The sequence below is a fragment of the Achromobacter marplatensis genome (assembly GCF_002209535.1).
Taxonomy (GTDB): domain Bacteria; phylum Pseudomonadota; class Gammaproteobacteria; order Burkholderiales; family Burkholderiaceae_B; genus Achromobacter; species Achromobacter marplatensis.
In genome coordinates this window covers 66,502-92,995 of record NZ_NJIG01000019.1, presented here as the reverse complement: position 1 = coordinate 92,995, position 26,494 = coordinate 66,502, and the positions used below count along the sequence as shown (strand labels likewise).

General features: G+C 65.8%; 26 protein-coding genes and 1 tRNA gene. 14 read left to right on the top strand and 13 right to left on the bottom strand.

Translation table 11 applies throughout. The features are described 5' to 3' along the window. Positions 1-76: 76 nt before the first annotated feature. From CEY09_RS27490 to CEY09_RS27480, 3 genes are all read right to left on the bottom strand, one after another. Positions 77-1,690, bottom strand: a complete 1,614-nt coding sequence (locus tag CEY09_RS27490; RefSeq protein WP_006227252.1) for an ABC transporter substrate-binding protein — start codon at positions 1,688-1,690, stop codon at positions 77-79. A 407-nt stretch (positions 1,691-2,097) separates the two neighbouring features. Then, entirely contained in the window at positions 2,098-2,331 is a 234-nt protein-coding gene (locus tag CEY09_RS27485) for a hypothetical protein (RefSeq protein ID WP_006227251.1), read from the bottom strand. A gap of 139 nt (positions 2,332-2,470) precedes the next feature. Then, a complete protein-coding gene (locus tag CEY09_RS27480) occupies positions 2,471-3,331 on the bottom strand; it encodes an NAD(P)H-hydrate dehydratase (protein ID WP_088591024.1) in 861 nt (286 codons plus the stop codon). A gap of 114 nt (positions 3,332-3,445) precedes the next feature. On the opposite strand from CEY09_RS27480, the gene CEY09_RS27475 reads away from it, so the two are divergent. After that, positions 3,446-4,279, top strand: coding sequence for an enoyl-CoA hydratase/isomerase family protein (locus CEY09_RS27475; protein ID WP_006227249.1), 834 nt, complete (start codon positions 3,446-3,448; stop codon positions 4,277-4,279). 38 nt (positions 4,280-4,317) lie between these two features. Here the strand turns inward: CEY09_RS27475 and CEY09_RS27470 are convergent, their stop codons facing one another. Both CEY09_RS27470 and CEY09_RS27465 read right to left on the bottom strand, forming a co-directional pair. Then, entirely contained in the window at positions 4,318-5,055 is a 738-nt protein-coding gene (locus CEY09_RS27470) for an enoyl-CoA hydratase-related protein (RefSeq protein WP_088591023.1), read from the bottom strand. Next, entirely contained in the window at positions 5,052-6,023 is a 972-nt protein-coding gene (locus tag CEY09_RS27465) for an NAD(P)H-dependent flavin oxidoreductase (RefSeq protein ID WP_035214045.1), read from the bottom strand. Before CEY09_RS27465 ends, CEY09_RS27470 begins: the two co-directional genes overlap by 4 nt. Before the next feature lie 205 nt (positions 6,024-6,228). Here CEY09_RS27465 and CEY09_RS27460 point away from each other — a divergent pair, with 205 nt between their 5' ends. The 4 genes from CEY09_RS27460 (at position 6,229) to CEY09_RS27445 (ending at position 11,157) form a co-directional block, all read left to right on the top strand. Further along, complete coding sequence (locus CEY09_RS27460; protein ID WP_006227246.1) at positions 6,229-6,852, top strand: TetR/AcrR family transcriptional regulator; 624 nt, start codon at positions 6,229-6,231, stop codon at positions 6,850-6,852. Between the two features lie 67 nt (positions 6,853-6,919). Further along, positions 6,920-8,068, top strand: coding sequence for an acyl-CoA dehydrogenase family protein (locus CEY09_RS27455; RefSeq protein ID WP_006227245.1), 1,149 nt, complete (start codon positions 6,920-6,922; stop codon positions 8,066-8,068). A 238-nt stretch (positions 8,069-8,306) separates the two neighbouring features. Beyond that, positions 8,307-9,536, top strand: a complete 1,230-nt coding sequence (locus CEY09_RS27450) for a CaiB/BaiF CoA transferase family protein (RefSeq protein WP_088591022.1) — start codon at positions 8,307-8,309, stop codon at positions 9,534-9,536. A 97-nt stretch (positions 9,537-9,633) separates the two neighbouring features. Further along, a complete protein-coding gene (locus CEY09_RS27445) occupies positions 9,634-11,157 on the top strand; it encodes a 3-hydroxyacyl-CoA dehydrogenase (protein WP_088591021.1) in 1,524 nt (507 codons plus the stop codon). A 129-nt stretch (positions 11,158-11,286) separates the two neighbouring features. Here CEY09_RS27445 and CEY09_RS27440 read toward each other — a convergent pair whose 3' ends face one another. Beyond that, a complete protein-coding gene (locus tag CEY09_RS27440) occupies positions 11,287-12,198 on the bottom strand; it encodes a c-type cytochrome (RefSeq protein ID WP_088591020.1) in 912 nt (303 codons plus the stop codon). 231 nt (positions 12,199-12,429) lie between these two features. Here CEY09_RS27440 and CEY09_RS27435 point away from each other — a divergent pair. After that, positions 12,430-12,504: transfer RNA gene (locus tag CEY09_RS27435), tRNA-Arg, on the top strand. A gap of 119 nt (positions 12,505-12,623) precedes the next feature. On the opposite strand, the gene CEY09_RS27430 is transcribed toward CEY09_RS27435, so the two are convergent. The 6 genes from CEY09_RS27430 to CEY09_RS27405 form a co-directional block, all read right to left on the bottom strand. Then, entirely contained in the window at positions 12,624-13,439 is an 816-nt protein-coding gene (locus tag CEY09_RS27430; protein WP_088591019.1) for an MrpH family fimbial adhesin, read from the bottom strand. 116 nt (positions 13,440-13,555) lie between these two features. After that, complete coding sequence (locus tag CEY09_RS27425) at positions 13,556-13,915, bottom strand: DUF1294 domain-containing protein (protein ID WP_234818418.1); 360 nt, start codon at positions 13,913-13,915, stop codon at positions 13,556-13,558. A 110-nt stretch (positions 13,916-14,025) separates the two neighbouring features. Beyond that, positions 14,026-14,466: a DUF3806 domain-containing protein gene (locus tag CEY09_RS27420; protein WP_088591017.1), complete on the bottom strand. Its 441-nt coding sequence runs from the start codon at positions 14,464-14,466 to the stop codon at positions 14,026-14,028. Further along, a complete protein-coding gene (locus tag CEY09_RS27415; RefSeq protein ID WP_167390173.1) occupies positions 14,463-14,966 on the bottom strand; it encodes a hypothetical protein in 504 nt (167 codons plus the stop codon). The genes CEY09_RS27420 and CEY09_RS27415 overlap by 4 nt, the downstream gene beginning before the upstream one ends. 78 nt (positions 14,967-15,044) lie before the next feature. Beyond that, positions 15,045-16,046 (bottom strand): quinone oxidoreductase family protein, encoded by a 1,002-nt coding sequence (locus CEY09_RS27410; protein ID WP_088591015.1) that lies wholly within the window; start codon positions 16,044-16,046, stop codon positions 15,045-15,047. A gap of 74 nt (positions 16,047-16,120) precedes the next feature. Further along, the gene (locus CEY09_RS27405) at positions 16,121-17,101 is read right to left on the bottom strand and encodes a Bug family tripartite tricarboxylate transporter substrate binding protein (protein WP_088591014.1); all 981 of its coding nucleotides are present in this window, start codon (positions 17,099-17,101) and stop codon (positions 16,121-16,123) included. Between the two features lie 178 nt (positions 17,102-17,279). Here CEY09_RS27405 and prpR point away from each other — a divergent pair, with 178 nt between their 5' ends. Then, entirely contained in the window at positions 17,280-19,217 is a 1,938-nt protein-coding gene (gene prpR / locus CEY09_RS27400) for a propionate catabolism operon regulatory protein PrpR (protein ID WP_088591013.1), read from the top strand. Positions 19,218-19,272: 55 nt separating this feature from the next. Here prpR and CEY09_RS27395 read toward each other — a convergent pair whose 3' ends face one another. Then, a complete protein-coding gene (locus tag CEY09_RS27395) occupies positions 19,273-19,518 on the bottom strand; it encodes a hypothetical protein (RefSeq protein ID WP_006227235.1) in 246 nt (81 codons plus the stop codon). Between the two features lie 197 nt (positions 19,519-19,715). Here CEY09_RS27395 and CEY09_RS27390 point away from each other — a divergent pair, with 197 nt between their 5' ends. The 7 genes from CEY09_RS27390 (at position 19,716) to CEY09_RS27360 (ending at position 26,430) form a co-directional block, all read left to right on the top strand. Continuing rightward, positions 19,716-20,840, top strand: a complete 1,125-nt coding sequence (locus tag CEY09_RS27390) for a cupin domain-containing protein (RefSeq protein ID WP_088591012.1) — start codon at positions 19,716-19,718, stop codon at positions 20,838-20,840. A 91-nt stretch (positions 20,841-20,931) separates the two neighbouring features. Then, positions 20,932-21,843: a fumarylacetoacetate hydrolase family protein gene (locus CEY09_RS27385; protein ID WP_088591011.1), complete on the top strand. Its 912-nt coding sequence runs from the start codon at positions 20,932-20,934 to the stop codon at positions 21,841-21,843. Positions 21,844-21,903: 60 nt separating this feature from the next. Next, complete coding sequence (locus CEY09_RS27380) at positions 21,904-23,097, top strand: ABC transporter substrate-binding protein (protein ID WP_175216777.1); 1,194 nt, start codon at positions 21,904-21,906, stop codon at positions 23,095-23,097. Then, complete coding sequence (locus CEY09_RS27375) at positions 23,094-24,008, top strand: branched-chain amino acid ABC transporter permease (RefSeq protein WP_006227231.1); 915 nt, start codon at positions 23,094-23,096, stop codon at positions 24,006-24,008. The genes CEY09_RS27380 and CEY09_RS27375 overlap by 4 nt, the downstream gene beginning before the upstream one ends. Next, positions 24,005-24,991 (top strand): branched-chain amino acid ABC transporter permease, encoded by a 987-nt coding sequence (locus CEY09_RS27370; RefSeq protein WP_088591010.1) that lies wholly within the window; start codon positions 24,005-24,007, stop codon positions 24,989-24,991. The genes CEY09_RS27375 and CEY09_RS27370 overlap by 4 nt, the downstream gene beginning before the upstream one ends. Beyond that, positions 24,981-25,751, top strand: coding sequence for an ABC transporter ATP-binding protein (locus CEY09_RS27365; RefSeq protein WP_006227229.1), 771 nt, complete (start codon positions 24,981-24,983; stop codon positions 25,749-25,751). Before CEY09_RS27370 ends, CEY09_RS27365 begins: the two co-directional genes overlap by 11 nt. After that, positions 25,738-26,430: an ABC transporter ATP-binding protein gene (locus CEY09_RS27360; protein ID WP_006227228.1), complete on the top strand. Its 693-nt coding sequence runs from the start codon at positions 25,738-25,740 to the stop codon at positions 26,428-26,430. Before CEY09_RS27365 ends, CEY09_RS27360 begins: the two co-directional genes overlap by 14 nt. Positions 26,431-26,494: the final 64 nt, after the last annotated feature.

Here is a 26,494-nt window from a genome sequence, read left to right as displayed (position 1 = left end):
CAGCGCCGGCTCTAGTGGCTGGGCAATAAAAAACGGCTGCCCGAAGGCAGCCGTTCTGTCGTTCAGGCGGACCTGATTACTTCTTTTCGGGCGTGACCGAGGTGGCCAGCGTGTACTGGTCGCGGCGGCCTTCGTAGGTGATGCCCTTGCGGAAGGCCCAGATGCTGCTTTCGAAGTGCAGCGGGATCAGCGGCACGTTGTCCAGGGCGATCTGGGTGGATTCCTGCAGCAGCTTTTCGCGCTTCGGCGCGTCCACCGTCACGATGGCCTGCTTGTACACCTTGTCGAAATCAGCGTTGGAGAAACCGCCGTAGTTGCTGGTGCCCAGGCTGTTGGGCGAATCCAGGGACGCGACCCACAGCTGGAACAGCGCCGAGGCTTCACCCGTTTCCGCCGGCCAGCCGCCCATCGAGAAGCTGAACTCGCGCTTGGCGCGCTTGGGGAAATAGATGGAGGCCGTCATGGCGTCCACGTTGGTCTTGATGCCGACGCGGGCCAGGTACTGGGCCACGGCCTGGGCCACCTGGCCGTCGTTGACGTAACGGTCGTTGGTGGACGACAGCGTCATTTCAAAGCCGTTCGGGTAGCCGGCTTCGGCCAGCAGCTTCTTGGCGCCTTCCGGGTCGTACTTGATTTCCGGTGCCTTGGGCAGCGCGCCGAACATGCCGTCGGGCATGAACTGGTAGGCCGGGGTGGCCATGCCGTCCATGATGCGGGCGGTGATGGTCTTGCGGTCGATGGCCATGGAAATAGCCTTGCGAACACGCAGGTCCTGCAGCGGGTTCTTGCCGTCGGTCGTCTTGACGAACGGGCTCGGGTTGCGGCCCACGTCCGGCTGGAAGAACACCAGGCGGGTGGACGGCGTGGCCACGAAGCCGAACTTCGGGTTGTCCTTCAGGCGCGGCAGGTCGCGGGCGGCCGGGTTTTCGATCATGTCGAAGTCGCCGGACAACAGGCCGGTCAGGCGCGGGCCGGCGGACGGCACCGGCACGAACTTCACTTCCTTCCAGTAGGGCTTCTCGCCCCAATATTGTTCGTTGCGGACCAGCTCGATGCCGGTGCCCTTCACGTACGACTTCAGGGTGTACGGGCCGGTGCCGATGGCGTCCTTGCCGTTGTTGAAGTCGGCCACCGTCGGCCAGGCGCCGGTCACGCCGCAACCCTTCTTCGGGTCGAACGTCAGTTTGCCGTGCTCGACGATGCCGTTCCAGACGATGGGCAGCGAACGGGCCAGTTCGGCGGGCATCAGCGGGAAGGGCTCACCGGTCTTGATGATGACGGTGTGCGCATCCGGCGTCTGGACGTCGGTGATGCGCTTGGTCATGTCCATGTAGGACTGCGACACGTTGGTTTCGTTGTTCAGCGTGCGGCAGATCGTGAACAGCACGTCCTCGGACGTGAACGGCTTGCCGTTGGAGAACTTGACGTCGTCGCGCAGCTTGAATTCCCAGGTCAGGTCGTCCAGGTTCTTCCACGACGTGGCCAGCTGGGGCGTCAGTTTCATGTCGGCGCTGCGGCCCACCAGCGAACTGTAGACGTGCGCGGAGAACGCGTCGTTCTGCGTCATCTTGTGATAGTGGGGGTCTGCCGAAGTGGGTTCGGCCGACAGGCCGATCTTCAGCGTCTGGGCTTGGGCGGCTGCCAAGGGGATGGCGGCGGCCACAAGGGCCAGGGTGGTGCGCAACTTCATGGTGACAACTCCGGATGGATAACGAACCGGATCGAGCCTGTGCAAGAACCACCGGGCGGGCCGGGCGGGCAGCAGGTGCCGGCCGGGGGCTTACGGTGTTTTGGCGCCAGGCACGACGGCAAGGGGCCGATTATCGGTAGGGGCTTCGCGCGCTGTCAATGAAGAACGGCGAATCGGGCGCTAGGGAAAACGCCGAGAGGAGGGGTGCGGCAGCAGGGCCGGGAGGGCGTCGCGGGGGCTCCCAACAGCATGAAGGGGAGCCGGCGCGGCGCGATGGCGCCGGTGAGGGGCAGGCGCCGGAGTCCGCCGAACGGGGTGCTTGGACCGGCCAAGCAGGCCGTTGCAACGGCAGCGCGCCGGGCTGAATCGCGGGAGATCGGTCGCGATTCAGTCCAGCGCAGCTGGTCTTACCACTGAGAGCCGGAGAAGCGCGAGCTGGCGGCGCGGGCCTTGTTCATCGATTCGTTAACTTCGTCGATGAAGGCAAACACGCTGGCGACAGCGGCCATCACGGTTTGGCCAGCCTTCTTCAGGTTGGTCAGCGGGTGGGAATTCGGTTGGTTCTCGAGAGCGCCGCGGAGCAGGTCGCGCTCCAGCGCGTCGGTCAGGCGGGCAGTGCTATTCAAGGTCAGTTCGCTCATGGTCTTCTCCAGTCCGTTTCGTCTTGGGGTAAACCATTATAGGGATAACCCTAAATTAAAAGCAACGACCTTTTAGGGGAAAACCCTAGTATGTTGTAAAAATGTTTATGCGACGGGGACTTAGCGCGCTGTTTGCCCCTTAGCGGCCGTTTCGCAGGGCGCGGGCGGCGTCCGCGAGCTCTCCCGCCGTCAGCCCGATAGGGCCGATGCCGCGGGCCACCAGTGCGTCGGCCGCGGCGCCGTGCAGCCAGACGGCGCCGGACACGGCTTGGTCGAAGGGCAGCTTCTGGCCGATCAACGATCCCAGCATCCCGGCCAACACGTCCCCCGTTCCGGCGGTGGCCAGTCCGGGGTTGCCGCTGGTGTTGGTCCGCCGGCTGCCGTCCGGCGAGCAGACGATGGTGCCGGCGCCTTTGAGCACCACCCAGGCATTGAAACGTTGCGCCAGTTGCCAGGCCGCGCCCCGCCGATCCGCCTGCACCTGTGCGGCCGTCAGTCCCAAGAGGCGGCCCGCTTCGGCGGGATGCGGGGTCAGCACGACGGGGCCGGGGCCCCAATTGGGCTGGATGTCGCCCTGGGCCAGCAGGTTCAGGCCGTCGGCGTCCAGCACCAGCGGGGCTTCATGCCGCAGGACGAACAGTTCCGACAGCATATTGGCCGCCAGCGGGCCCGTGCCAATGCCGCAGCCGGCGACCCAGGCGGTGATGCCCCAGTCTTCCTCCAGCAGCGACCGGGCGTCGCGCAGCATCAGTTCGGGTTGCAGCGGGTCGCAGGCAAGGGGCGCGGCGTCCTGGGCAAAGCCGACCAGCACCTTGCCGGCACCCACCTTCAGCGCGGCGCGGCCCGCCAGCAACACCGCGCCCGCCATGCCCGGGCCGCCGCCCACGATCCCGACGGTGCCGAAGCTGCCCTTGTGGGTGTCCGCGCCGCGGGGGGCGAACAGAGCGGGCAGGCTGGCGCGGTCGATGGGGGCGCCGGCGGACGGGGCGGGGGTGTTCATGGGGTGAGGCTCCTTCGGGCTGTCGGCGGGTGGACGCCGTTGTATCCACTATAGTTCGCAAAAACGCGCCGGCCTCAGGCTTGCCCCACTGGTAAAGACAACGCGGAGAAGACAATGACTGATATCACGCTGCAACACTATTCGGCCTACGAGTCCCTGAAGCTGCGCCGGCATCCCGGCGGCGTGTTGGAACTGATCATGGGCGCCAAGGGCGGCGTGCCGGGCAAGCTGTCCACGGCGGACGACCGCATGCACCGCGAACTGGCCGATATCTGGCGCGATATCGACACCGACCCCGACACCCGGGTGGTGGTGATCCGCGGCGAAGGCAAGGGCTTTTCCGGCGGCGGCGACCTGGACCTGGTGCAGCAGATGGCGGACGACTTCGACGTGCGAACCCGCGTCTGGCGCGAAGCCCGCGACCTGGTCTACAACATCATCAATTGCAGCAAGCCCATTGTGTCCGCCATGCATGGCGCGGCCGTGGGCGCGGGGCTGGTGGCCGGGCTGCTGGCCGACATCTCGATCGCGGCGCGCGACGCGCGCATCATCGACGGCCACACACGCCTGGGCGTGACCGCGGGCGACCACGCCGCTATCGTCTGGCCGCTGTTGTGCGGCATGGCCCGCGCCAAGTACTACCTGATGTTGTGCGAAACCGTCACGGGAGAGGAGGCCGAGCGCATCGGCCTGGTGTCGCTGTGCGTGGACGAAGCCGAGCTCATCACCCGCGCCTTCGAGGTGGCCAACAAGCTGGCCGCCGGCTCGCAGACCGCCATTCGCTGGACCAAGTATTCGCTGAACAACTGGCTGCGCATGGCCGGCCCCACCTTCGACACGTCGCTGGCGCTGGAATTCATGGGCTTCGGCGGCCCGGACGTCAAAGAAGGGGTCAAATCCCTGCGGGAGCGCCGGGCGCCCAATTTCCGGCCCGATTCGCCGTTCTGAAGTGCTGGGTGGCGTGCGCCACCCATCTTCGCACGCCGCTATTTCTTGAAGAACTTCGCGAACGCCGCCTGCGCCTCTTCGGTTTGCAGGCGGGCGCGGAATTGCTGGGCTTCGTAGTCCAGCGTTTCCTGGATGGCCTGCCGGTCGGCGCGTTTCATCATTGCCTTGGTCAGGCGCAGCGCCGCGGGCGGCTGGCGCGCCAGGTCGGCGGCGGTTGCCTGCGCGGCCGCAAGCGCCTGGCCCTGGGGCGCGACCGAGGTCGCCAAACCCGCCTCGTGCGCGTCGGTGGCGGAGAACGCCTTGCCCTGTAACAGCCATTCGGCGGCCCGGCGTCCGGCCAGGCGCGGCATCAGCAGGCTGGAGGCGCCTTCCGGGCACAGGCCCAGGGCCACGAACGGCATGCGCAAGGTGGCGCCTTCGCCGATATGGACGAAATCGCAGTGCTGCAGCAGGGTCACGCCGATGCCGATGGCGTAGCCCTCGACCGCGGCGATGACCGGCACCTCCGCCGTGGTCAGCGCCCGCAGGAACGTCAGGCCGGCGCTGTCGCCCGCGCCGCGTTCGGCCTGGAAGTCGCGCAGGTCGTTGCCGGCCGTGAAGTGTTCGCCCGCACCGGTGAGGATCACCGCCGACACCGACAGGTCGGCCGACGCCAGCGAGATCTGTTCGGTCAAGGCCACGTACGTCGCCGTATCCAGCGCGTTGCGGCGGTCCTGGCGGTCGATGGTCAGCGTCAGGACGGCGCCGTCGCGCTTCACCTTCAGGCCCGCGCTCATGCGTAGGTCCTGGCGGCCAGTTGCGCGCGCGCTTCGTCGTACTCGCGGCGCAGCGTGTCGACGATCTTGCGGGTGGGTTCGATGCTGGCGATGCCGCCCACGCCCTGGCCCGCGCCCCAGATGTCTTTCCACGGCTTGACCCGGGACGAACCGAAGTTGGACGCGCCGCTGTCCGGCTGCGGCAGGTTGGCCGGATCCAGCCCGGCGGCCGCGATGCTGGCCTTCAGGTAGTTGCCGGGGATGCCGGTGAAGAACGGGGTGTAGAGGATGTCGGACGCGCTGGCCTCGACGATGGCGGATTTGTAGCCTTCGCTGGCATTGGCTTCTTCGCTGGCGATGAAGCGCGTGCCCATGTAGGCGAAGTCAGCGCCCATGGCCAGCGCCGCCAGCACGTGTGCGCCGGACGTGATGGCGCCCGACAGGATCAGCGGGCCGTCATAGAAGCGGCGCACTTCGGATACCAGCGCGAAGGGGCTCAGCGTGCCGGCATGGCCGCCTGCGCCTGCGCAGACCAGGATCAGCCCGTCCACACCGGCTTCCAGCGCCTTTTCGGCGTGGCGGATGGTAGTGACGTCGTGGAACACCTTGCCGCCCCAGTCGTGCACGCCTTTGACCAGGTCGCCGGGGGCGCGCAGGCTGGTGATGATCAGTGGCACGCGGTGGCTGGCGCATACGGCCAGGTCCTGCTCCAGGCGGTCGTTGGACTGGTGGATGATCTGGTTCACGGCAAACGGCGCCACGGCGGCGCCCGGATTCGCTTCACGGTACGAGGCCAGGCCGGCCTGCACTTCGTCCAGCCAATCCGTCAGCAGGCTTTGCGGGCGCGCGTTCAGCGCGGGAAACGACCCCACGATGCCGCTGGTGCATTGGGCGACTACCAGCGTCGGGTTGGAGACGATGAACATGGGGGCGCTGATGACCGGCAGGGACATCTGGCCATACAAATCTGTCACGAGAGAGTGGGGCATAGCGTCGTCGCGTTGTGTTCAGGTCAGTCCAGAAGAGGCCGCCTGCGGACAGGCTTGAGTCCCCGAGGCGGATGTGCCTATAATTACCTACCGACCGTCCGGTAATTAATTAATCTTTATTTAACGGCATGCGCCGAACTGCTGTCAATGGAGGCCCGCCCGGCCCCTTGGCCGCCCGCGGCGCAACCTCTTTGAAAAGGCTGTCATGGCGACCTCCGCCCCTCCTGCCCAGAAGCGCGCCCGCGCCGGCCGGCCTCCTACGTTGGCGGCCCCGCGCGAACGCATCCTGGAAGAAGCCGCCAAGCTCTTCGCCCAAAGCGGTTACGACGGCAGCTCCGTGTCGGACCTGGCGGCCGCCATTGGCGTGTCCAAGGCGGCCATCTACCATTACTACACGACCAAGCAGGACATCTACGACGCCATCATCCTGGGCGTGTTGAGCGGCCTGACCCAGAATGTGGGCCAGGACGTCGACCGCGCCGAGGGTGCCGCCGCCCGGCTGCGCGCGTTCATGGTCGGCCATGCCCGCTACTTCGAACAGCACCACGCCGAATTCGTGACGATGCTGATCGGCTATTCCGGCATGGCCCTGCCCGAACGCGAAGACGCCGCCCGGTTGCGCGACAGCTACGAGAAGCGCCTGCGCGAACTGATTGCGCAGGGCGTGGCCGACGGCGCGTTCCGCCCGCTGGACGTGGCCGCCACCGGCCGCGCCGTGCTGTCCATGCTGAACTGGATGGTGCGCTGGTACAAGCCGGGGCAAGGCGACAGCGCCGAAACTATCGCCGCCGGCTACTTCGATCTCCTGCTGGGCGGCATGCGCGCCTGAGCGCCGCCGCCGATATTCGCTTCCCCACACCGCATCCCTGCACTGCATTCCTTGTGAGACTCCCATCATGGCCCTGGACACCGAAACCCTGAACCTCCTCCTGGACGCCGTGCGCCGCTTCGTGCACGAGCGCCTGATCCCCGCCGAAGACGAACTGGCCTCAAGCGGCCAGGTCCCGCCCGCCATCGTCAACGAAATGCGCGAACTGGGTCTCTTCGGCCTGTCGATCGCGCCGGAATTCGGCGGCCTGGGCCTGACGATGGAAGAAGAAGTGCGGGTGGTGTTCGAACTGGGCCAGACCTCGCCCGCGTTTCGTTCGCTGGCCGGCACCAACATCGGCATCGGTTCGCAGGCCATCGTGCTGGCCGGCACGGACGACCAGCGCGCCCGCTACCTGCCCAAGCTGGCTAGCGGCGAACTGATCGGCTCGTTCGCGCTGACCGAGCCCGATGCCGGCTCCGACGCGATGGCGTTGCGCCTGTCCGCCGAACGCGACGGCGACGGCTACGTGCTGAACGGCACCAAGCGCTACATCACCAACGCGCCCATCGCCGGCCTGTTCTCGGTCATGGCGCGCACCGCGCCCGAGCGCCGTGCCAACTCGATCTCGTGCTTCCTGGTTGAAGCCGGCACCCCGGGCCTGAGCATCGGCAAGCCCGACAAGAAGATGGGCCAGGCCGGCGCCCTGACGAGCGACGTGGTGTTCGACAACTGCCGCGTGCCCGCCAGCGCCTTGCTGGGCGGCGAAGAAGGCAATGGCTTTCGCACGTCGATGCGCGTGCTGGACAAAGGCCGCCTGCATATCTCGGCGCTGTGCGTGGGGATCGCCGACCGCTTGTTGTCAGACGCCGTCAAATACGCGATGGAGCGCAAGCAATTCGGCCAGCCGATTGCCGAGTTCCAACTGATCCAGGCCATGATCGCCGACAGCCAGGCCGAACTCTATGCCGCCCGCTGCATGGTGCTGGATGCCGCCCGCATGCGCGACCGCGGCGAGAACACCACGATGCAGGCCGCCTGCGCGAAGCTGTTCTCGACTGAAATGGTGGGCCGCGTCGCCGACCGCGCCGTGCAGATCCACGGCGGGGCGGGCTACATGTCGGAATACGCGGTGGAACGCTTCTACCGCGACGTGCGCCTGTTCCGCATCTTCGAAGGCACGTCGCAGATCCAGCAGCTGGTGATCGCGCGCGAAACGATCAAGGCCCATTCCTGATGCCAAGCCGGTCAGGGGGCGCTTGCGGCTGCGGGTGCCTGCACGCCACCCCTGCCGCGCACGCCCGCGTCCGTGCGCCGGCCGCCCGGCGATGCCGGCGACCGGCCCGGGGCTTGAACGGCTAATATCGCATATGACGCGCTGGCGGCCTGGCCCGCTGGCATGACGGACTCCAGTCTGGCTTGCGCTGGCCGCCAGCCCAGACGTTTTCATTTCCCATCTAGCGAAAAGAACACTGATGTCGCAACGTCCCGCTCCCCTTACCGGCATACGCGTGCTGGATCTCACCCGCGTACTGGCGGGCCCCTGGTGCACCCAGAACCTGGCCGACCTTGGCGCCGAGGTGATCAAGATCGAACGCCCCGGCGCCGGCGACGACACGCGCGCCTGGGGTCCTCCCTACCTGAAGGACGAAGCGGGCAACGACACCACCGAAGCCGCTTACTACCTGTCGGCCAACCGCAACAAGCTGTCGGTGGCGCTGGACATTGCGTCGCCGCGCGGCGCCGAGCTGGTGCGTGAACTGGCGCTGCAAAGCGACATCCTGGTCGAGAACTTCAAGGTGGGCGGGCTGAAGAAATACGGCCTGGACTACGAAAGCCTGAAGGCCATCAACCCGCGCCTGATCTATTGCTCGATCACCGGCTTCGGGCAGACCGGCCCGTACGCCAGCCGCCCTGGTTACGACTTCATGATCCAGGGCATGGGCGGGCTGATGAGCATCACCGGCGAACGCGACGACCTTCCCGGCGGCGGTCCGCAAAAGGCCGGCGTGGCGGTGGCCGACCTGATGACCGGCATGTATTCCACGGTGGGCATCCTGGCCGCGCTGCTTGAGCGCGCCAACAGCGGGCTGGGGCAGCACATCGACATGGCGCTGCTGGATTGCCAGGTCTCGATGCTGGCCAACCAGAATCTGAACTTCATGACCTCGGGCGTGGCGCCCAAGCGCGCGGGCAATGCGCACCAGAATCTGGTGCCCTACCAGGTGTTCGCGGCGGCCGACGGCCATCTGATCGTGGCGGTCGGCAACGACAGCCAGTTCCGCAACTACTGCGGCGCGATCGGCTTGCCCGAACTGTCGGCGGACCCGCGCTTCTCGACCAATCCGCAGCGCGTGAAGAATCGCGCGGAACTGGTGCCGTTGCTGGCCGAACGCATGGCGACCGGCGCGCGCGACCACTGGCTGGCCGCGCTGGAAGGCGTGGGCGTGCCGGCCGGCCCCATCAATACGCTGGACCAGGTCTATGAAGATCCGCACGTGCTGGCGCGCGGCATGAAGCGCGAACTGCCGCACCCGGCGGCCGGCCGCGTGCCCATGGCGTCCAGCCCGCTGAAGTTCTCGGACAGCCCGGTCGAGTACCGCCGTGCGCCGCCCATGCTGGGCGAACACACCGCGCAGGTCCTGGCTGAAAAGCTGGGGCTGTCGGCCGAAGACATCCAGGCGCTGGCCCAGAGCCAGGCTTGAACGGAGGCGGAGCGGCCAGGCGGCCGCTCCGTTTTCGCATGCGCCCTGCCACGCCGCGGCGCACACGATCCATTCCAATAAAGGCAGGAGAAAGTTGATGACGGAGATTCAAACCATCGGCGTCGTGGGCGCCGGGGCCATGGGGCGCGGCATTGCGCAGATCGCGGCGCAAGCCGGCCTGCGCGTGCGCCTGTACGACACCAGCGCCGATGCGGTTGCCGCGGCGCGCGAGTCGTTGCGCCAGACGTGGGACAAGCTGGCCCAGAAGGGCAAGATCACCGCCGCCGACGCGCAAGCGTCGCTTGAGCGCGTGGAGTCCGCTACGGCGCTGACCGACATGTCGGCGTGCCAGCTGGTGGTGGAAGCCATCGTCGAGCGCCTGGACGTCAAGCGCGACCTGTTCGCCGCGCTGGAAGGCGTGGTGTCGGAAGACTGCATCCTGGCGTCGAACACGTCGTCGCTGTCCATCACCGCCATCGCCGCCGCTTGCAAGCGTCCGCAGCGCGTGGTGGGCTACCACTTCTTCAACCCGGTGGCGTTGATGAAGGTGGTGGAAGTGATCGACGGCCTGCGCAGCGCGCCCGAAGCCGGCGACGCGCTGGCCGCGCTTGCCCGCCGCATGGGCCACACGCCCGTGCGTGCCAAGGACATGCCCGGCTTCATCGTGAACCACGCCGGCCGCGGCATGAACACCGAAGGCCTGCGCGTGGCGCAGGAGGCCGTGGCCACCTTCGCGCAAGTGGACGCCGTCATGCGCGAGCAGGCGGGCTTCCGCATGGGCCCGTTCGAACTGCTGGACCTGACCGCGCTGGACGTGTCGCACCCGGTGATGGAATCCATCTACCGCCAGTTCTTTGACGAGCCGCGCTTCCGCCCGTCGCCGATCACCACCGTGCGTCTGGCCGGTGGCCTGATCGGCCGCAAAGCGGGCGAAGGCTTCTATGTCTACGCCGACGGCCAGAAGCAAGTGCCCGCCGAACCGCCCGTGCCGGCGCTGCCGGAAGGCCTGAAGGTGTGGGTCAGCCCCAAGCACGCGGAAGGCTACGCGCGCGCCTCGGCGCTGGTCGAGAAGCTGGGCGCGACGCTCGTCACCGGCGCCACGCCCGACGCCGATGCGCTGATCATCGTCACGCCGTTCGGCGATGACGTCTCCACGTCGGTCTCCGCCCAGGGCTTGAACGCGGGCCGCACGGTTGGCCTGGACACACTGTACGCGTTCGACGGCGCCAAGCGCCGCACGATCATGGTGTCGCCCGCCACCGAAGGCAAATGGCGCGACGCCGCCCATGCGCTGCTGGCCGCCGACGGGGTGCCGGTCACGGTGATCGAGGATTCGCCGGGCTTCGTCGCCCAGCGCATCGTGGCCATGATCGTCAACATCGCTAGCGACATCGCGCAGCAGAGAATCGCCACGCCGGAAGACATCGACCAGGCCGTGACGCTGGGCCTGGGTTACCCCGTGGGTCCGCTGGCGCTGGGCGACAAGCTGGGCGCCGACCGCATCCTGGAAATCTTGAAGAGCATGCAGCGCGTGACGGGCGACCCCCGCTATCGCCCCAGCTTGTGGCTGCAACGCCGCGTGCAGCTGGGCCTGTCCCTGCTGAAGACCTCGGCGGAATAATTCACCGCCCGTAGGATGGGTGAAGCGCGTTCCGGTCTGCCCACGCACATGGACGATTGCCGCGCGTAACCCATCACGCAGCAAAAGAAAAAGCCCCTTTGAAAGGGGCTTTTTCTTGGGCGTGCCGATTTATTTGGCGGCGTCCACCATGTATTGCACGGCTGCGCGGATGTCGTCTTCCGACGCGTTGGCCGCGCCGCCCTTCGGGGGCATCGGCGGCTTGCCTTGCATGGCGACCTTGACCATGGCGTCCATGCCGGTCTTGATATAGGGATCCCAGGCGGCCTTATCGCCGAACTTGGGTGCGTTGGCGACACCGGTGGCGTGGCAGGCGAAACAGACGCTTTTGTAGAGCTTCTCGCCGGCCGGGTTGACGGCGGCGGCCTGAGGCGCGGCGGGCGCGGCAGCGGGAGCGGCGGCGGCCGGTGCCGCAGCAGCCGGGGCAGCCGCGACGGCAGCAGGCGCTGCCGCAGCAGGAGCGGGCGCGGCAGCAGGCGCCGCGTCTGCTTCCTTCTTCGCGCCTTCCTCGGCGGGCGCGGCGGGTTCGGGCAGCGAGGCGCCGGACTTGTTGGCCATATAGACCACCGCGCGCGCAACCTCATAGTCGGACAGCGTGGGGTTGCCGCCCTTGGCGGGCATGCCGCCCTTGCCGTGCAAGGCCACGTTCAGCATCGTGTCGTAGCCGGACTTGATGAACGGCGCCCAGGCCGCGTTGTCGCCCATCTTGGGTGCGCCGGCGATACCGGCGGTGTGACAGGCCGTACAGACCGCGGCAAAGACCTGTTCGCCCGTCTTGAAGACCTTGGGGGCGTTGGCATCGACCAGCGCAAAACCCGCGACCGGCGCGATGCGCTTGGTGACGGCTTCTTCGGTCAGGGTATCGGAGCCGGCGCCGACCTTGGTGCCGGAGACCACCATGTTCACCAGGAGGATGATGATGGCGATTGGGATCACGAAAGATAGGACGATCGTGACGACCAGTTGCTTGGGGGTCTTGATGGGGGAGGCGTGCTCTTCTATGTGTTCCTGCTCGTTGCTCATGACCAAATCCTGCTAACGGGTGGGGCGCCTGGCGGCGGCAACAGAAAATCAGTAACTGCACAAATCGGCGAACCGGTGACGCATCCGCCTGCAAGCAAACGCTGGATTATATAACGGTGTCACGGACGGACGTCCAATGAAGCTGCGGGGGTTTTCGATGAGATTGACGGAAGATTTGATCCACTTCATGCACGCTATCGAAAACTAGGTACAATGTCGCCTCCTTGCGCTGCGCCCGTAGTTCAATGGATAGAATGAGAGTTTCCGAAGCTCTTGATACAGGTTCGATTCCTGTCGGGCGCGCCATCAAATCAAAGACGCGATCAAAGACGCGAGTGGTTTGGGTCCGCCTTGGGCCCCCAGTGACCACTCCGACCTCAGCCCGGCGCGTGAGGATCGATGTCTCGCGCGGCAAGATAGGCCGCCTACGGCAGGGATATCGTCAGCACTGTTGATCCGGAGAACTCGCCAGGCGCGACTTCCTTCTTCTGGCTCAGAGTCGATTTCAGATTGATGTTCGCGGGCAGGCTTTCGTCGACTTTGATTTTCACGCCTGCCGCGGCGGGCTGTCCGTTGATCGTGAGAACCGAGTACAGGCTGCCGTCGCTTCTAAGCTTGACGCCCAAGGCGTCTTCTTTGGCTGCGGTGGCCACCGCTTGGGAGATGCCGGTGCATGTCAGCTGCAACCGGGTCGTCGCTTCGTTGCCGTTGATGGCGTCATCAAATACGTCACGATGATTGATCGAGGTATTTCCCGTGATGTCGCATTGCAGCGCGGGAGTCTTGACTTTGACGCATGGGCCGACGGGGAAGATGATGCCTCCCGTATTTGAATATGCATATCCCTGGGCAAAGCTAATGCAGAACTCGCTCGTCGTCTGAGTGCCTTTGGGGACGAATATGGAGCCTCGGTGTGGGATGGCGAACCCCGTCATCTGCGAATACACGGTATCCATCGATGTCGTGGGTTTGACCCGCCAATAATTGGTGCCAAGTATCAGGCCTTGGTAGTCGCCGGGCCGTTTTGCTCCTGCGAGGTAAAGGGTGCACGTTACGGCACTCATGTCGTTGCAGAATGTGCCTTCCCCTGCCGTCCAGCTGGACACGACAAAGAAATGCCTTACCCCGCCCGCTTCGTATCTGCTTTCAGTGGTTTCGATCTGCACGGCGAAAGCGCTGTGGCAAAAAACAAGCAGGAACAGCAATAAGGCGGCCTTGGGGATGTCGAGGTGTTTGAGCATGCGCTTCCGTAACCCAATAAATGCCCACAGCGTATTGGGTTTGCTGTCCTCGACATATCGGATGGCGCATCAGGCTTTGTAGGATTTTTCTGAAAATTGCCGCCTGCGAGATGCCGTCAGGCCAGCGCCGGCACGTACGGCGCCAGCAGCGATCTGCCGTAGGGCGAAGCCAGAAACACAAAGGCCGCGATGTTGACCGCCACCGTGACCCAGAACACGGCGCGGAAGGCCGGTTTCACCGACTTGTGCCTCAGCCATTCCTGCGCGATCAACGCACCGGGCCAGCCTCCGGCCAGCGCCAGCAGATGCAATGTCTTCTCGGAAACCCGCCACCGGTTGGCGCGGGCGGCCGCCTTGTCGACGGCGTAGACCGTGAACGTGAGCGCACTCAGCACGAGATAGCCCAGTCCTACCGCGATCGGCACCCGCCACATCAAGGCCGCCAGCCCATAGGCGAACACGAACGCCGCCGCCACCAGCAATTGCGGGCTGTTTTTGCGCCTTGGGGGACGCTCTGATACGCGTCGGGCTGGCGCCTGATTCAACTGCCTGGAATTCGTGTTTTTGGCAGGGGGCTGTGGCATTCCTATTGGTACTCGTGGGCCTTTTCTTCGATGAACGCCTGCAGCCATTGCGCCATGTGCGCAATGTCGATCGCCTCGTCTTCCTCGGCACGTTTTAGCAACATGGTGACGACGCCGATCTGCAGGCTCGTCTGCCGGTATCGCAGGACCGCATCGGTGCCAAATTGATCGGTGACCTGCGCCCAGGCCAGGCCGGGGACCAATGTCGTCAAACCATCACCGAACGCGATGCCCATGGCTTCCCAGTCGGCCACGTCTTCGGCGGTCAGGATGCCGGCATCGACGATGCGTTGCAGCAGGTCGAAGTCTGCGGCGGTATGGCGCAGTTCGTCGCCGGGAAAGCTGTGGGCGATCCACGCATGGAGAAGGGCGCGCCGCGATTGCATGTGTTCCAGCATGCTGGCGGGCAGCGGTTGGAATTCGGCTTCGATGTCTTCGCTCATGCGTTCCACTTGGCCAAGTCATCCACCGGACGGGGCAGATAGCCTTCCAGCGTCTGCGCGATCCATGCGGGGTCAATGTAGTTGTAGGTAGATTCGATCACCCAGGACAGGAACTCCTGCGGACCGCCGTTCAGGTAGGGAGGGGGGGATACGGGTTTGAACACGGTCGGCAGCTTGTCATGCACGGACGCGTCGTTCAACACGAACCCCAGCTCCTGCACGACTTGCCAGGCCAGCGGGTGCTGCAGGTCGATGGTCAGCTTGACCCACCAATACGCGTCGGGCGTGACTTTAGAGGACAGCACGGTCGTTCCGGGCAGCCGCGACAGATAGTCCACCAATTGCGGCAAGCCCGCCTTCAGCACCTTGGGGTCGATGGCCTCGACGGGCGGGGTGACGGCTTCCAGCTTCTTCAGGATGTGCGCATGCAGCGTGCGTTGGGCATCGGCGGCCTCGCGTTCAAGGGGCTTCAAAAGACTGGAGGGTAGGGTGAGTTCCATGGTTTTCCGGTTGTTCGACTCTGATGAGTCGGCCAATGTTAACCGTCAGTCTGCCGCATCCGTCCGCCAAGGCCGGCGCTACGCGCCGCGATCGATTTCCACCACCGCTTTGCCGATCTGCACGCGGCTTTCGATGCGTTCGTGGGCTTGGGCGACCGTCTCCAGCGTGTAGCGTCCGGCGATTTCCATCGTCAACGCGCCGGAGGCCAGGGCGGCCCACACCGCATCGGCGCGGCGTTGCACGGTCTGAGCATCCTGCATGTGATCGGCCAGCCTGGGACGGGTGAGGAACAGCGATCCGCTTTCGCCGAGTTCGATGGGATCCAGGTCCTGCAATGAACCCGACACGGATCCGTAATTGACGACCAGGCCCCGTGTGCGCGTCGCCCGGAAGCTGTCGCGCAGCGTCTTGCGGCCCACGGAATCGAACACCACGTCCACGCCGCGGCCCGCGGTCGCTTCCAGGACGTCGTCGGCGAACTGGCCGTCACCATAGAGGAAGGCGGCATCCGCGCCGCGCGCCATGGCGACGCTGCACTTTTCCGCATTGCTGGCGGTGGCGTAGACGGTCGCGCCCAGATGCTTGGCCCACTGGACCAATAGCTGCCCGATGCTGCCGGATGCCGCATGGATGAGACACGTTGCGCCGGCTTGCAGTTGCGCGACGTCCTGCACCAGATAGTGGGCGGTGCTTCCCTGGAAGATCGCTGCCGCCGCCACATCGTACGCAACGCTGTCGGGCAGCCGCGCGCACCGGGCGGCGGGGATGCGCGCATAGTCCGCGTAGCTGCCCCAGGCGATGCACCAGGCGATGCGATCGCCGGCCTTCACCGTCGTTACGTTGTGGCCGACGGCGATGACGCGGCCCGCGCCTTCCATGCCCAGGGTGCACGGCAAGCGCACGGGGTAGGTGCGAGACGCGGCGTACTTGCCTTGACGCGTGTGGATGTCCATGAAGTTGACGCCGGCATACGCGACGCGTACCAGGACCTCGTCCGGGCCGGGTTCGGGGACGGGCGCGTCCCGCCGCCATTGAAGGACCTCGGGGCCGCCGTATTGTTCGATAGAAATGGCTCTCATGATGGTTTCCGCTGCTGTGTGTCGAGTCTTGCTGTGTTCAAAGGTAGGGCGGTTGGCCCTCAAATCGCGCGCCGCTAGTTCACGGCGATGCCCGTCCGGGCGATCAGTGCCTGCCATCGGATGGATTCAGCACGCACCAGGTCGGTGAATTCCTGGGGCGTGCCGCCGCCCAATTCATTGCCTTGGGCCAGCATCTGTTCGCGGATGGCTGGGTCTTGCAGGGCACGGTTCACCACCTCGTTCAGCTGCTGGACCACGGCGGGCGGCATGCCGGCGGGGCCGATCAGCCCTTGCCAGTTTTCCATGTGAAAGCCCGGCACGCCCGCTTGCGCCATGGTGGGCACGTCGGACGCGATCGGCGAGCGGTGTTCGCTTGTGATCGCCAGCGCGCGCAGCTTTCCGGACCGCGTGTAGGGAATCGCGGAGTACATGGGTTCGAACAGGAAATCCAGGTGGCCGCCGATCAGGTCGGTGACCGCCGCGGCGCCGCCCTTGTAAGGCACGTGCGTCACAGGCGCACCGGTCAGGCTTTTCAACAGTTCACCCGACAGGTGGTGCGCGCTGCCCACGCCGCTGGATCCGTAGGAAAAACCGCCAGGCTTAGCGCGGGCGGCTGCTAGCAGCGACGGGACGTCGCGATGGGGAGAGTCCGCATTGACGACCAGCATCAACGGGCCGCGCTCGATCAACGCGATCATCGTCAGTGACGACACGGGATCGAACCCGCCGGCCGGCATCAGGCTGCGATTGACCGACAACGGGGCCAGGTTGCCCATGCCCAGGGTGTAGCCGTCGGGTTTCGCCCGGGCGACGGCCTCGGTGCCGATATTGCCTGCCGCGCCGGGGCGATTCTGCACGATCACGGGCTGGCCAAGCGCCTGCGCCATGAACGCGCCGAATTGGCGCGCGCGCTGATCCGTGCTGCCGCCAGCCACATACGCCACGATCAAGGTGATCGGCGAGGCCGGGTAGGCAGGGGCGGCGCGGGCGGTGTTGAACAAGGCGGGCAGGGCGGGCAATGCCAACCCCGCCCCAAGAAAATGTCTGCGTTGCATGGAGGTCTCCTGGTCTTGTGCTCTGCATTCAGAGTCAGGCAAGCCATGCAAAACCCGTGCCAGTGGTGCGGGACGTTCAGGGGCATTGATAAGAAAGGCTTTTTTAAGCGGCAGGCGTTTTTGGTAATCCCGGTTGATCTATATTTGAAACACAAGCATTCAAAAATGAGACATCACCATGCCAGCCGACCAGCCTTACCCGGCCCCGACTCCCAGCCCGCTTTCAATCTGGGCCGTCAGCGCCTATGAGCTGCTGCCCCTGGTGCAGCGTTGCGCGCCGGACTACGCGGACCGCGCGCGCGTGCAGATGCTGAAGGCCCATTTCGATGACGCCGCAGACATGATCCGCGCCAAGCTGCGCACGGAATCTTGCGACGTGATCCTGACGGCGGGCGCGAATGCCGATTATTTGCGGTCGCAGTTGGACGTTCCGGTCGTCGCCGTACGCGTGGGCGGGTACGACGTCATGGCCGCGTTGGCGCGTGCGCGCCAGGTTTCAGACCGCATCGCATTGATGCTGTACCGGCATGTGCCCGAGGAAATGCGGCAGTTCATCCGGGAGTTCGACCTGAAGCTGGACGTGCGCGCCTACGACACCGAGAACGACGCGCGCAATACCGTGGCGGCGTTGCGGGCCGAGGGCGTGCAGGTCGTGATTGGCGCTGGTCTGGCCGTGCACCTTGCGCAGCAGCAAGGCATGGCCGGCGTGTTCCTGTATTCGCGCCATTCGGTCAACGCGGCGCTGGAAGACGCGATCAACCTGGGGGTGGCGCAGCAGGCCGAGAAATCGCGCCGCATTACCTTGGCGAACGTCCTGGAGCACTTGCATGAAGGGGTCGTCGCCGTCGATGCGCGCGGTCGTGTCGTGGCGGCCAATCCGGCTGCGCAGAGGCTGACGGGCAGTGCCCCGCCCTTGGCGATCGGCGCGCCGTTGAATGCAGGCGTCCCGGAACTGGATCCCGGTCAGGCGTTGCGCAACGCAGCGCGGGGCGGTTCGGGCGTGTACTCCTTCCAGGGGCGGCAGGTGGTGGTGGACAGTTCGGTGCTGCACGAAGGCGGGGTGGTGGCAGGCGCGGTCTACACCTTGCGCGAGTCCAACGACGTGCGGCAGGCATTCCACAAGCTGCGCCGCCACGAACGCCGCAAGGGCGCGGGCGCGAGCTACACGCTGGACCAGATCGTGCAGGCGTCGCCGCCGATGCAGGCCGTGGTTGGCCGGTGCCGCATCTATGCCACGCGCGGGGAGGCGACGGTGCTGATCACCGGGCCAAGCGGGGTCGGCAAGGAACTGCTGGCGCAAGGCATGCACCACGCCAGTCCGCGCCGTCATCATGCCTTCGTGGCGGTCAACTGCGGCGCGTTGACGGAAAGCCTGCTGGAAAGTGAGCTGTTCGGCTATGAGGAAGGGGCATTTACGGGCGCGCGCCGGTCGGGCAAAGCGGGACTGGTCGAAGCCGCGCATCAGGGCACCTTGTTCCTGGACGAGATCGCGGAGCTACCCTTTGCGCTGCAGACCCGCTTGCTGCGTGTGTTGCAGGAACGCGAAATCACGCGCGTGGGCGCAGTCACCGCCACGCCAGTGGACCTGCGCGTCATCGTGGCGACGCACCGCGACCTGTTGGCGATGGTGCGCGAGGGCACGTTTCGCGAAGACCTGTACTACCGCATTGCGGTGCTGTGCGTGGCCGTGCCGCCACTGAAGTCGCGGCCGGCCGATGTCGATGCGTTGTCGCGGCGATTCGTGTCGCAGGCGATGCGCGACGCGGGCCTGGGCCAGTTCGAACAGGCGGTGTTGGACGTTTTACCTGCCGCCCTGGCCGATCATGATTGGCCAGGCAATGGACGCGAACTGGAAAACGTGGCGCAGCGGATTGCGATGGCGTGTGCGGAACAAGATGCGCCGCTGGATGCGGTGGCAATCCGGGCGTTGCTGGACAGGCCGGGCGGGCAGGTCGTGGATGACGCCGCCACGCTGACGTCTGTGCGGCGATCGGGGGAGCGGGAGTACGCGCAAGCGGTGCTTGCCGAGTGCGGGGGCAATCACGCCGCTGCGGCGCGTAAATTGGGTGTCAGCCGCAGCACGCTATGGCGCAAATTGCGCGGCTCAGGCAGCTAGCCGCCGTAACGTCTTGGCGCGGCTCGCCCGGGAGTGGGCGAGCCGCGCCAAGACGTCAATCATCCAGCGACGGCACCGTGCCGATCTGCATCAGGATGCGCGGAGATTCCATATCGCCGGTTTCTTTGTCGATCAACACTTCATAGGCGGCGACTCCCGCGAATTTGGAGGCCATGGAATTGGCGATTCGGATGGCTCCGAATTCGCTGCTGGCCGGACGGATTTCACCTGGCGCGACACCGTTGGCGGCGGCGCGGTAGGGAACGACGATGTACTGAACAAGATGAGCGGCTTCGGACACAGGATTCTCCTGGACGACAGTTTTTCGGGCGAGCGAAATGTATCACGTCGAACTGTGTTTTTGTACAGTATTTTTGACGGGGCACCAACTAAATAGGGCGCAGCGGGAAAACCCCTAGCGCGCAACGATTGCCCGATTTCGGCCTCGCCTCTATTATTTTCGAAAATCTTCTGATTTTTATAAAAAGAGGGCAAGGGATGGAATCCAACCGGTACGACGCCTACCGCGAAGACACCGCAGGCCGCGCCAACGTGGCCGATTCGCCGGAGCGCATCGCCTACTACAAGGAACTGGCGAGCCTGGAGACGGGTGCGCTGTGGACGGTGGCGAACAAGATCGAGCCCTGGGCGCCGCGGTCCGCCTCGGTGCCGGTGGTGTGGCGCTATCAGGAATTGCGCGGCCATGTGCTGCGGTCGGCCGAACTGGTGTCGCCCGAAGAGGCGGGCCGGCGGGTCATCTATCTGAACAATCCCGGCCGGCGCGACGTGGCCGCCGCCGTGGGGTGGCTGTATTCGGGCCTGCAGGTGATGCAACCCGGAGAACTGGCGTCCGCGCACAAGCATTCGCATTCGGCGCTGCGCTTCATCATGGAAGGCCAGGGCGCCTACACCGTGGTCGACGGCCACAAGATGACGCTGGGCGCGAACGATTTCGTGCTGACGCCCAACGGCACCTGGCACGAGCACGGCGTGTCCGAAGACGGCACCACCTGCATCTGGCAGGACGGCCTGGATATTCCGTTGGTCAACGCCCTGGAAGCCGGCTTCTATGCCGTGCACCCCGACCTGAACCAGACGGTGACGTACCCCGTGGACGACACCAGCGGGGCCTGGGGCCACGCGGCGCTGCGGCCGCAGGTGTCGGGCTGGACGAAGCCCTATTCGCCCTTGTTCAAGTACGAATGGGAACCCACTTACGAGGCCCTGCGCCGCTATGCGCGCACCACCGCCGGCAGTCCCTATGACGGCATCCTGCTGGAATACGTGAACCCGGCAACGGGCGGGCCCGTCATGCCGACCATCGGCGCCAGCATGCAGCTGTTGCGCGCGGGCGAGCACACCAAGGCGCATCGCCATACCGGCAGCTACCTCTATCAGGTGGCCAAGGGCAGCGGCTTTTCCATCATCGACGGCAAACGCTACGACTGGACCGAGCGCGACATCTTCTGCGTGCCGTCCTGGGCGATCCACGAACACGCCAACCTGTCGGCCAACGACGACGCCTGCCTGTTCTGTTTCAACGACCTGCCTGTGATGCGCTCGCTGGCGCTCTACCGCGAAGAAGCGGTCAAGGAAAACGACGGCCATCAAGTGCTGATCTAGCGCCGCCCGATCCCTTCCAGAATTTTTCATCCGCCGCGCGGGCCCGAGTCCGCGCGCCTGACTCAACTCGTCCTGAATCTATGGAGTTCCTATGCGCTTGGTGACTTTTCGCGCTCATCCCACCGCCGCCGCACGCCTTGGCGCGCTGGCCGAAGGCTACGTGGTGGACCTGGCCCTCTTGGGCCGCGCCGGCGGCGTGGACCTGCCCGACGACATGCTGGCGTTCATCGACCTGGGCCCCGTGGCCGTCGCGCAGGCCAGCCGGCTGATGGAGTCCTACCGGGGCAACTGGCCGGTGGGCACGGCGCTGCCGCAGGAAAACGTGAAGCTGCTGGCGCCCATTCCCCGGCCTCGCAAGAACATCTTCGGCATCGGCCTGAACTACGTCGAGCACGTGGCGGAGTCCAGCCGCACGCTGGACACCTCGGCCGACTTGCCGAAGCAGCCGGTGATCTTTTCCAAGCCGCCCACCACCGTCATCGGACCGGGCGACGCCATCGAACACAACGCCAAGATCACGCAGCAGCTGGACTGGGAAGTGGAGCTGGCCGTGATCATGGGCCGGCGCGCACAGCGCGTGGCCGAGGCTGACGCCCTGTCCTACGTGTTCGGCTACAGCGTGATGCTGGACATGAGTGCGCGCGACTGCCGCCGCGCCGGCCAGTGGATCTATTCGAAGGGCCAGGACACCTACGCGCCGTTCGGCCCGTGCATCGTCACCGCCGACGAGATCCCCGACCCGCAGGTGCTGGACCTGTGGCTGACGGTCAACGGCGAAAAGAAGCAGGGGTCCAACACGCGGAACATGCTGTTCAAGGTGCCGTTCCTGATCTCGGACATCAGCGCCGGCATCACGCTGGAGCCGGGCGACATCATCGCCACCGGCACGCCGGAAGGCGTGGGCGCGGGCCGCAAGCCGCAGGAATGGCTGTGGCCGGGTGACGTGGTGGTGGCGTGCGTGGAAGGCATCGGCACGCTGCGCCATCCGGTAGTGGCGGTCTAGCGCAAGCAGTCACTCGGCCCCGCCTGCCAGGCGGGCCACGCAGTCTCCAAGGGGAAAAACATGATCATGAAACAGAAAAAAGGCGGCGTGGCCGCCACGCTTTCCGCCGTGCTGGGCGCGGTTGCCGCAATGGGCGCGGCGCATGCCGCAGACCCCGTCAAGATCGGCTTCATCGCCACCTTGTCCACGCCGGCGGGCTATATCGGCGAAGACGAGCGCGACGCCTTCAATCTGGCCATCAAGCAGGGCGACGGCAAGCTGGGCGGCGTGCCGGTGCAGCTGGTCATCGAAGACGATGGCTTAAAGCCCGCCAATGCGAAGCAGGCCGCCGACCGCCTGCTGCAATCGGGCGTGAAGCTCTTTACGGGCGTGAACTTCTCGAACGTGCTGGCCGCCGTCGTGCCCAGCGTGGTGAAGTCGGGCGCGTTCTACGTCAGCCTGAATCCCGGACCGTCGAATTTCGCGGGCGAGAAATGCGATCCCAACTATTTCGTGGCGTCGTATCAGAACGATGCCTTCCATACGGCGGGCGGCGTGGCCGCCAACGAGCTGGGATACAAGCGCGTGGTGCTGCTGGCGCCCAACTACCAGGCGGGCCGCGACGCGATCGAAGGCTTCAAGCGCACCTACAAGGGCGAGGTGGTGGCCGAGATCTACACCAAGCTGGACCAGTCGGACTTTTCGGTGGAACTGGCGCGCCTGCGTTCGCTGGCGCCCGAGGCCATCTACCAGTTCCATCCGGGCGGCACCGGCATCAACTTCGTCAAGCAGTATGCGGCGGCGGGCTTGAACAAGACCATCCCGATGCTGATGCCCAGCTTTTCGATGGATGCGCGCATGATCCAGGCAACGGGCGACGCGTCGGCCGGGTCCTACACCACCGGCATCTGGTCGCAGGACTTCGACAATCCGCAGTCCAAGGCATTCGTAAAGGCCTTTAAAGAAGCCTACGGCCGGGTGCCGACGGATTACGCGATGCAGGCTTACGACACCGCCAATCTGATCGGCGCGGGCCTGAAGGCCACGGGCGGCGACCTGTCCAAGGCGGCGGAATTCCGCGCGGCGCTGCGCAAGCCGGAATTCACGTCGCTGCGCGGCACGTTCAGCATGAATACCAACCAGCATCCCATCCAGGACCTCTACCTGATGCGCATCGGCAAAGACAGCGACGGCACGTTGTCGCCGCACCTGGTCCGCAAACTGGTGTCCGACGATAAGGACGCCTACGCCCAATTCTGCAAGATGCCATCATGACGCTTCTGTTCGAACAGCTGCTAAACGGCCTGCAGTTCGGCGCCATGCTTTTCATGCTGGCGGCCGGACTGACGCTGATCTTCGGGATCATGGGCGTGGTGAACTTGACGCACGGGTCCTTCTACATGGTGGGCGCGTATTGCGCCGCCTACGCGATCGGCACCACGGGGTCGTTCCTGGCCGGCGTGCTGGCCGCCTTGTTGGGTGCCGGCCTGTACGGCGTGTCGGTCGAGGTGCTGGTGATCCGCAAGCTGTACAAGCGCGATCACCTGTACCAGGTGCTGGCCACGTTCGGCCTGCTGCTGTTTTCGAACGAAGCGGTCAGCTTGATCTTCGGGCGGCGCCCGCCGCTGGTGGGCATCCCGTCGTTCCTGGAAGGCGCGGTGACGCTGGCGCCGGGATTCCAGTATCCGGTGATCCGCCTGTCGTTCATCGCGATCGGCGCGCTGGTGGCGGTGGGTCTGTGGTGGCTCGTCAACCGCACGCGTATCGGCATGTTGATCCGTGCGGGCGCCGACGACCGCGAAATGGTGGACGCGTTGGGCGTCGACATCCGCAAGCTCTACACGCTGGTGTTCGGCCTGGGCGCCTTGCTGTGCGGCTTGGCCGGTGTGATGGCCGCGCCGCTGCTGGCCGTTGAGATCGGCATGGGCGAACGCATCCTGATCACCACCTTCGTGGTCATCGTGATCGGCGGGGTCGGTTCGGTGCGTGGCGCCCTGGCTGGCGCCTTGCTGGTCGGCATGGTGGACAGCCTGGGGCGGGCCTTCTTGCCGCAGATGCTGTCCACGGTGTTCTCGCCCGCCACGGCGGACCCGCTGGCGGCCGGCCTGGCGTCGGCCAGTATCTATGTGCTGATGGCGATCGTGCTGATCGCCAAGCCGGGCGGCTTGTTCCCGGCGCGAGGATGATGATGGCTAAGACACTTTCTAATCGCGCCCGCTGGGGCCTGGCCGGCCTGGCGGTGCTGATCCTGCTGCCGGCCGCGGCGCTGGCCTCGGGCTCGCCATTCCTGATCGGCGTGGTGACGCGTTTTCTGATCTACGGGCTGGCGGCGGTCAGCCTGGACCTGGTGATCGGCTACGGCGCCATGGTCAGCTTCGGCCACGCCATGTTCTTCGGGTTGGGCGGCTACGCGGTGGGCATCATCGCCTTCCATACCGCCGAAGCGGGGCCGATCTTCGGCTGGGCGGGCAGCAATGCGGCGCTGGTGGTGTGGCCGATCGCGCTGGCGGTCTGCGCGCTGGCCGGCTGGATCTTCGGCTACCTGGCGCTGCGCACGCGCGGCGTGCAGTTCATCATGATCACGCTGGCGTTCGGCCAGATGGTGTATTTCGTGCTGGTGTCGCTGCAGTTCTACGGGGGCGACGACGGGCTGATGATTCCGCAGCGCAACGTGCTGCCGGGCATCAACCTGGAAAGCCCGATGGTGTTCTATTACGTGTGCCTGGCGCTGTTGACCGCCTGGACGCTGTTCTGCATCCGCGTCACCAACTCGCGTTTCGGCATGGTGCTGCAAGCGCTGCGCCAAAGCGAACGGCGCGCGGTGAACCTGGGCGTGGCGCCCACGCCCTACCGGCTGAGCGCCTTTGTGCTGTCCGCCGTGGGCACGGGCCTGGCCGGCGTGCTGTGGGCCAACTACGCGGGGTTGGTGACGCCGGACATGGCGGCGTGGACCAAGTCAGGCGAACTGATGGCCATCGTGATCCTGGGTGGCGTGGGCACGCTGCTGGGGCCGATCGCGGGCGCCGCGGTGTTCCTGGGGCTGGAGCAGATGCTGTCGTCCTTGACCGAACACTGGCTGCTGTACATGGGACCGATCCTGGTGCTGGTGGTGCTGTGGGGGCAGAAGGGCCTGTTCGGAAAACTGCTGGAGACGCGCCATGCCGACTGACGCAAGCGTGAGCCTGTTGCGTCTGACGCAGCTGCGCAAGGCCTTTGACGCGGTGGTGGCCACCAACGGCGTGGACCTGGATGTGCGGGCGGGCGAGATCCACGCCATCATCGGCCCCAACGGCGCCGGCAAATCCACGCTGATTGCGCAGATCTGCGGCGAGATCCGGCCGGACTCCGGCAGCATCCATCTGGACGGCAAGGACGTGACGGCCCTGCGCGCCTTCGAGCGCGCGCGGCTGGGCCTGGGCCGGTCGTTCCAGATCACCGAGCTGTGCCACGAATACACCGCGCTTGAGAACGTGATCCTGTCGCGCATGCTCAAGGACGGCCCGGCCTTCGGGGCGTGGTCGAACCCGCGCCACGACGCGGCGCTGAAGGACGAGGCCATGCAGTGGCTCACGCACGTGGGCCTGGCGGATCGCCGCCATGTGCGCTCGGCGGACCTGGCGCACGGGGAAAAGCGGCAGCTGGAGCTGGCCGTGGCGCTGGCGCGGTCGCCGCGCCTGCTTCTGCTGGACGAGCCCATGGCGGGCATGGGGCCCGAGGAATCGGCGCGTATGACGCGACTGCTGCAAGGCATGAAAGGCAACTACGGCATCTTGCTGGTCGAACACGATATGGACGCCGTCTTCGCCCTGGCCGACCGCATCAGCGTGCTGGTCTACGGCCGCGTGGTGTTCAGCGGGGCGCCCGACGAGGTGCGCCGGCATCCGGAGGTGCGCGCGGCCTATCTGGGAGAAGAACATGTTGAAGGTTGACGGGCTGACCGGCGGTTACGGGTCCAGCAAAGTGCTGTTCGGCATGTCGTTCGAGGCCAGCGAAGGCGAGGTGATCTCGCTGATCGGCCGCAATGGCATGGGCAAGACCACCACCATCAAGACCCTGATGGGGATGCTGCCCGCCACCGGCGGCGCGGTGCAGTTCCGGGGGCAGACGCTGGGCCGGTCCGCGCCCAGCACCGTGGCGCGGCTGGGCGTTGGGCTGGTGCCCGAAGGGCGCCGCGTGTTCGGGTCGCTGTCCGTGCAGGAGAACCTGGTGGCCACCGCGCGCGCGGCCGCCGGCGGGTGGGACCTGGAACGCGTCTATGCGCTCTTTCCGCGCTTGAAGGAACGCCGCACGCAGTCGTCGCGCACCTTGTCCGGCGGCGAACAGCAGATGCTGGTCGTGGGCCGCGCGCTGATGACCAACCCCAAGCTGCTAATCCTGGACGAAGCCACCGAAGGGCTGGCGCCTTTGATCCGGCAAGAGATCTGGCGCTGCCTGCGCGCCTTGAAGGGTGAAGGCCAGACCATCCTCGTTATCGACAAGAACCTGCCCGAAATGGCCACGTTGGTCGACCGCCACTACATCGTGGACAAGGGCCGCGTGGCGTGGTCGGGCAAGCCGGCGGAACTGTCTGCGCAGCCGGAGCTGGCGCAGCGGTATCTGGGGATATGAGGCGGGTAGAATGACCCGCCTGTACGCGGGCCGGCGGGCAAGCCGCTGACATCTGGAGAGCATG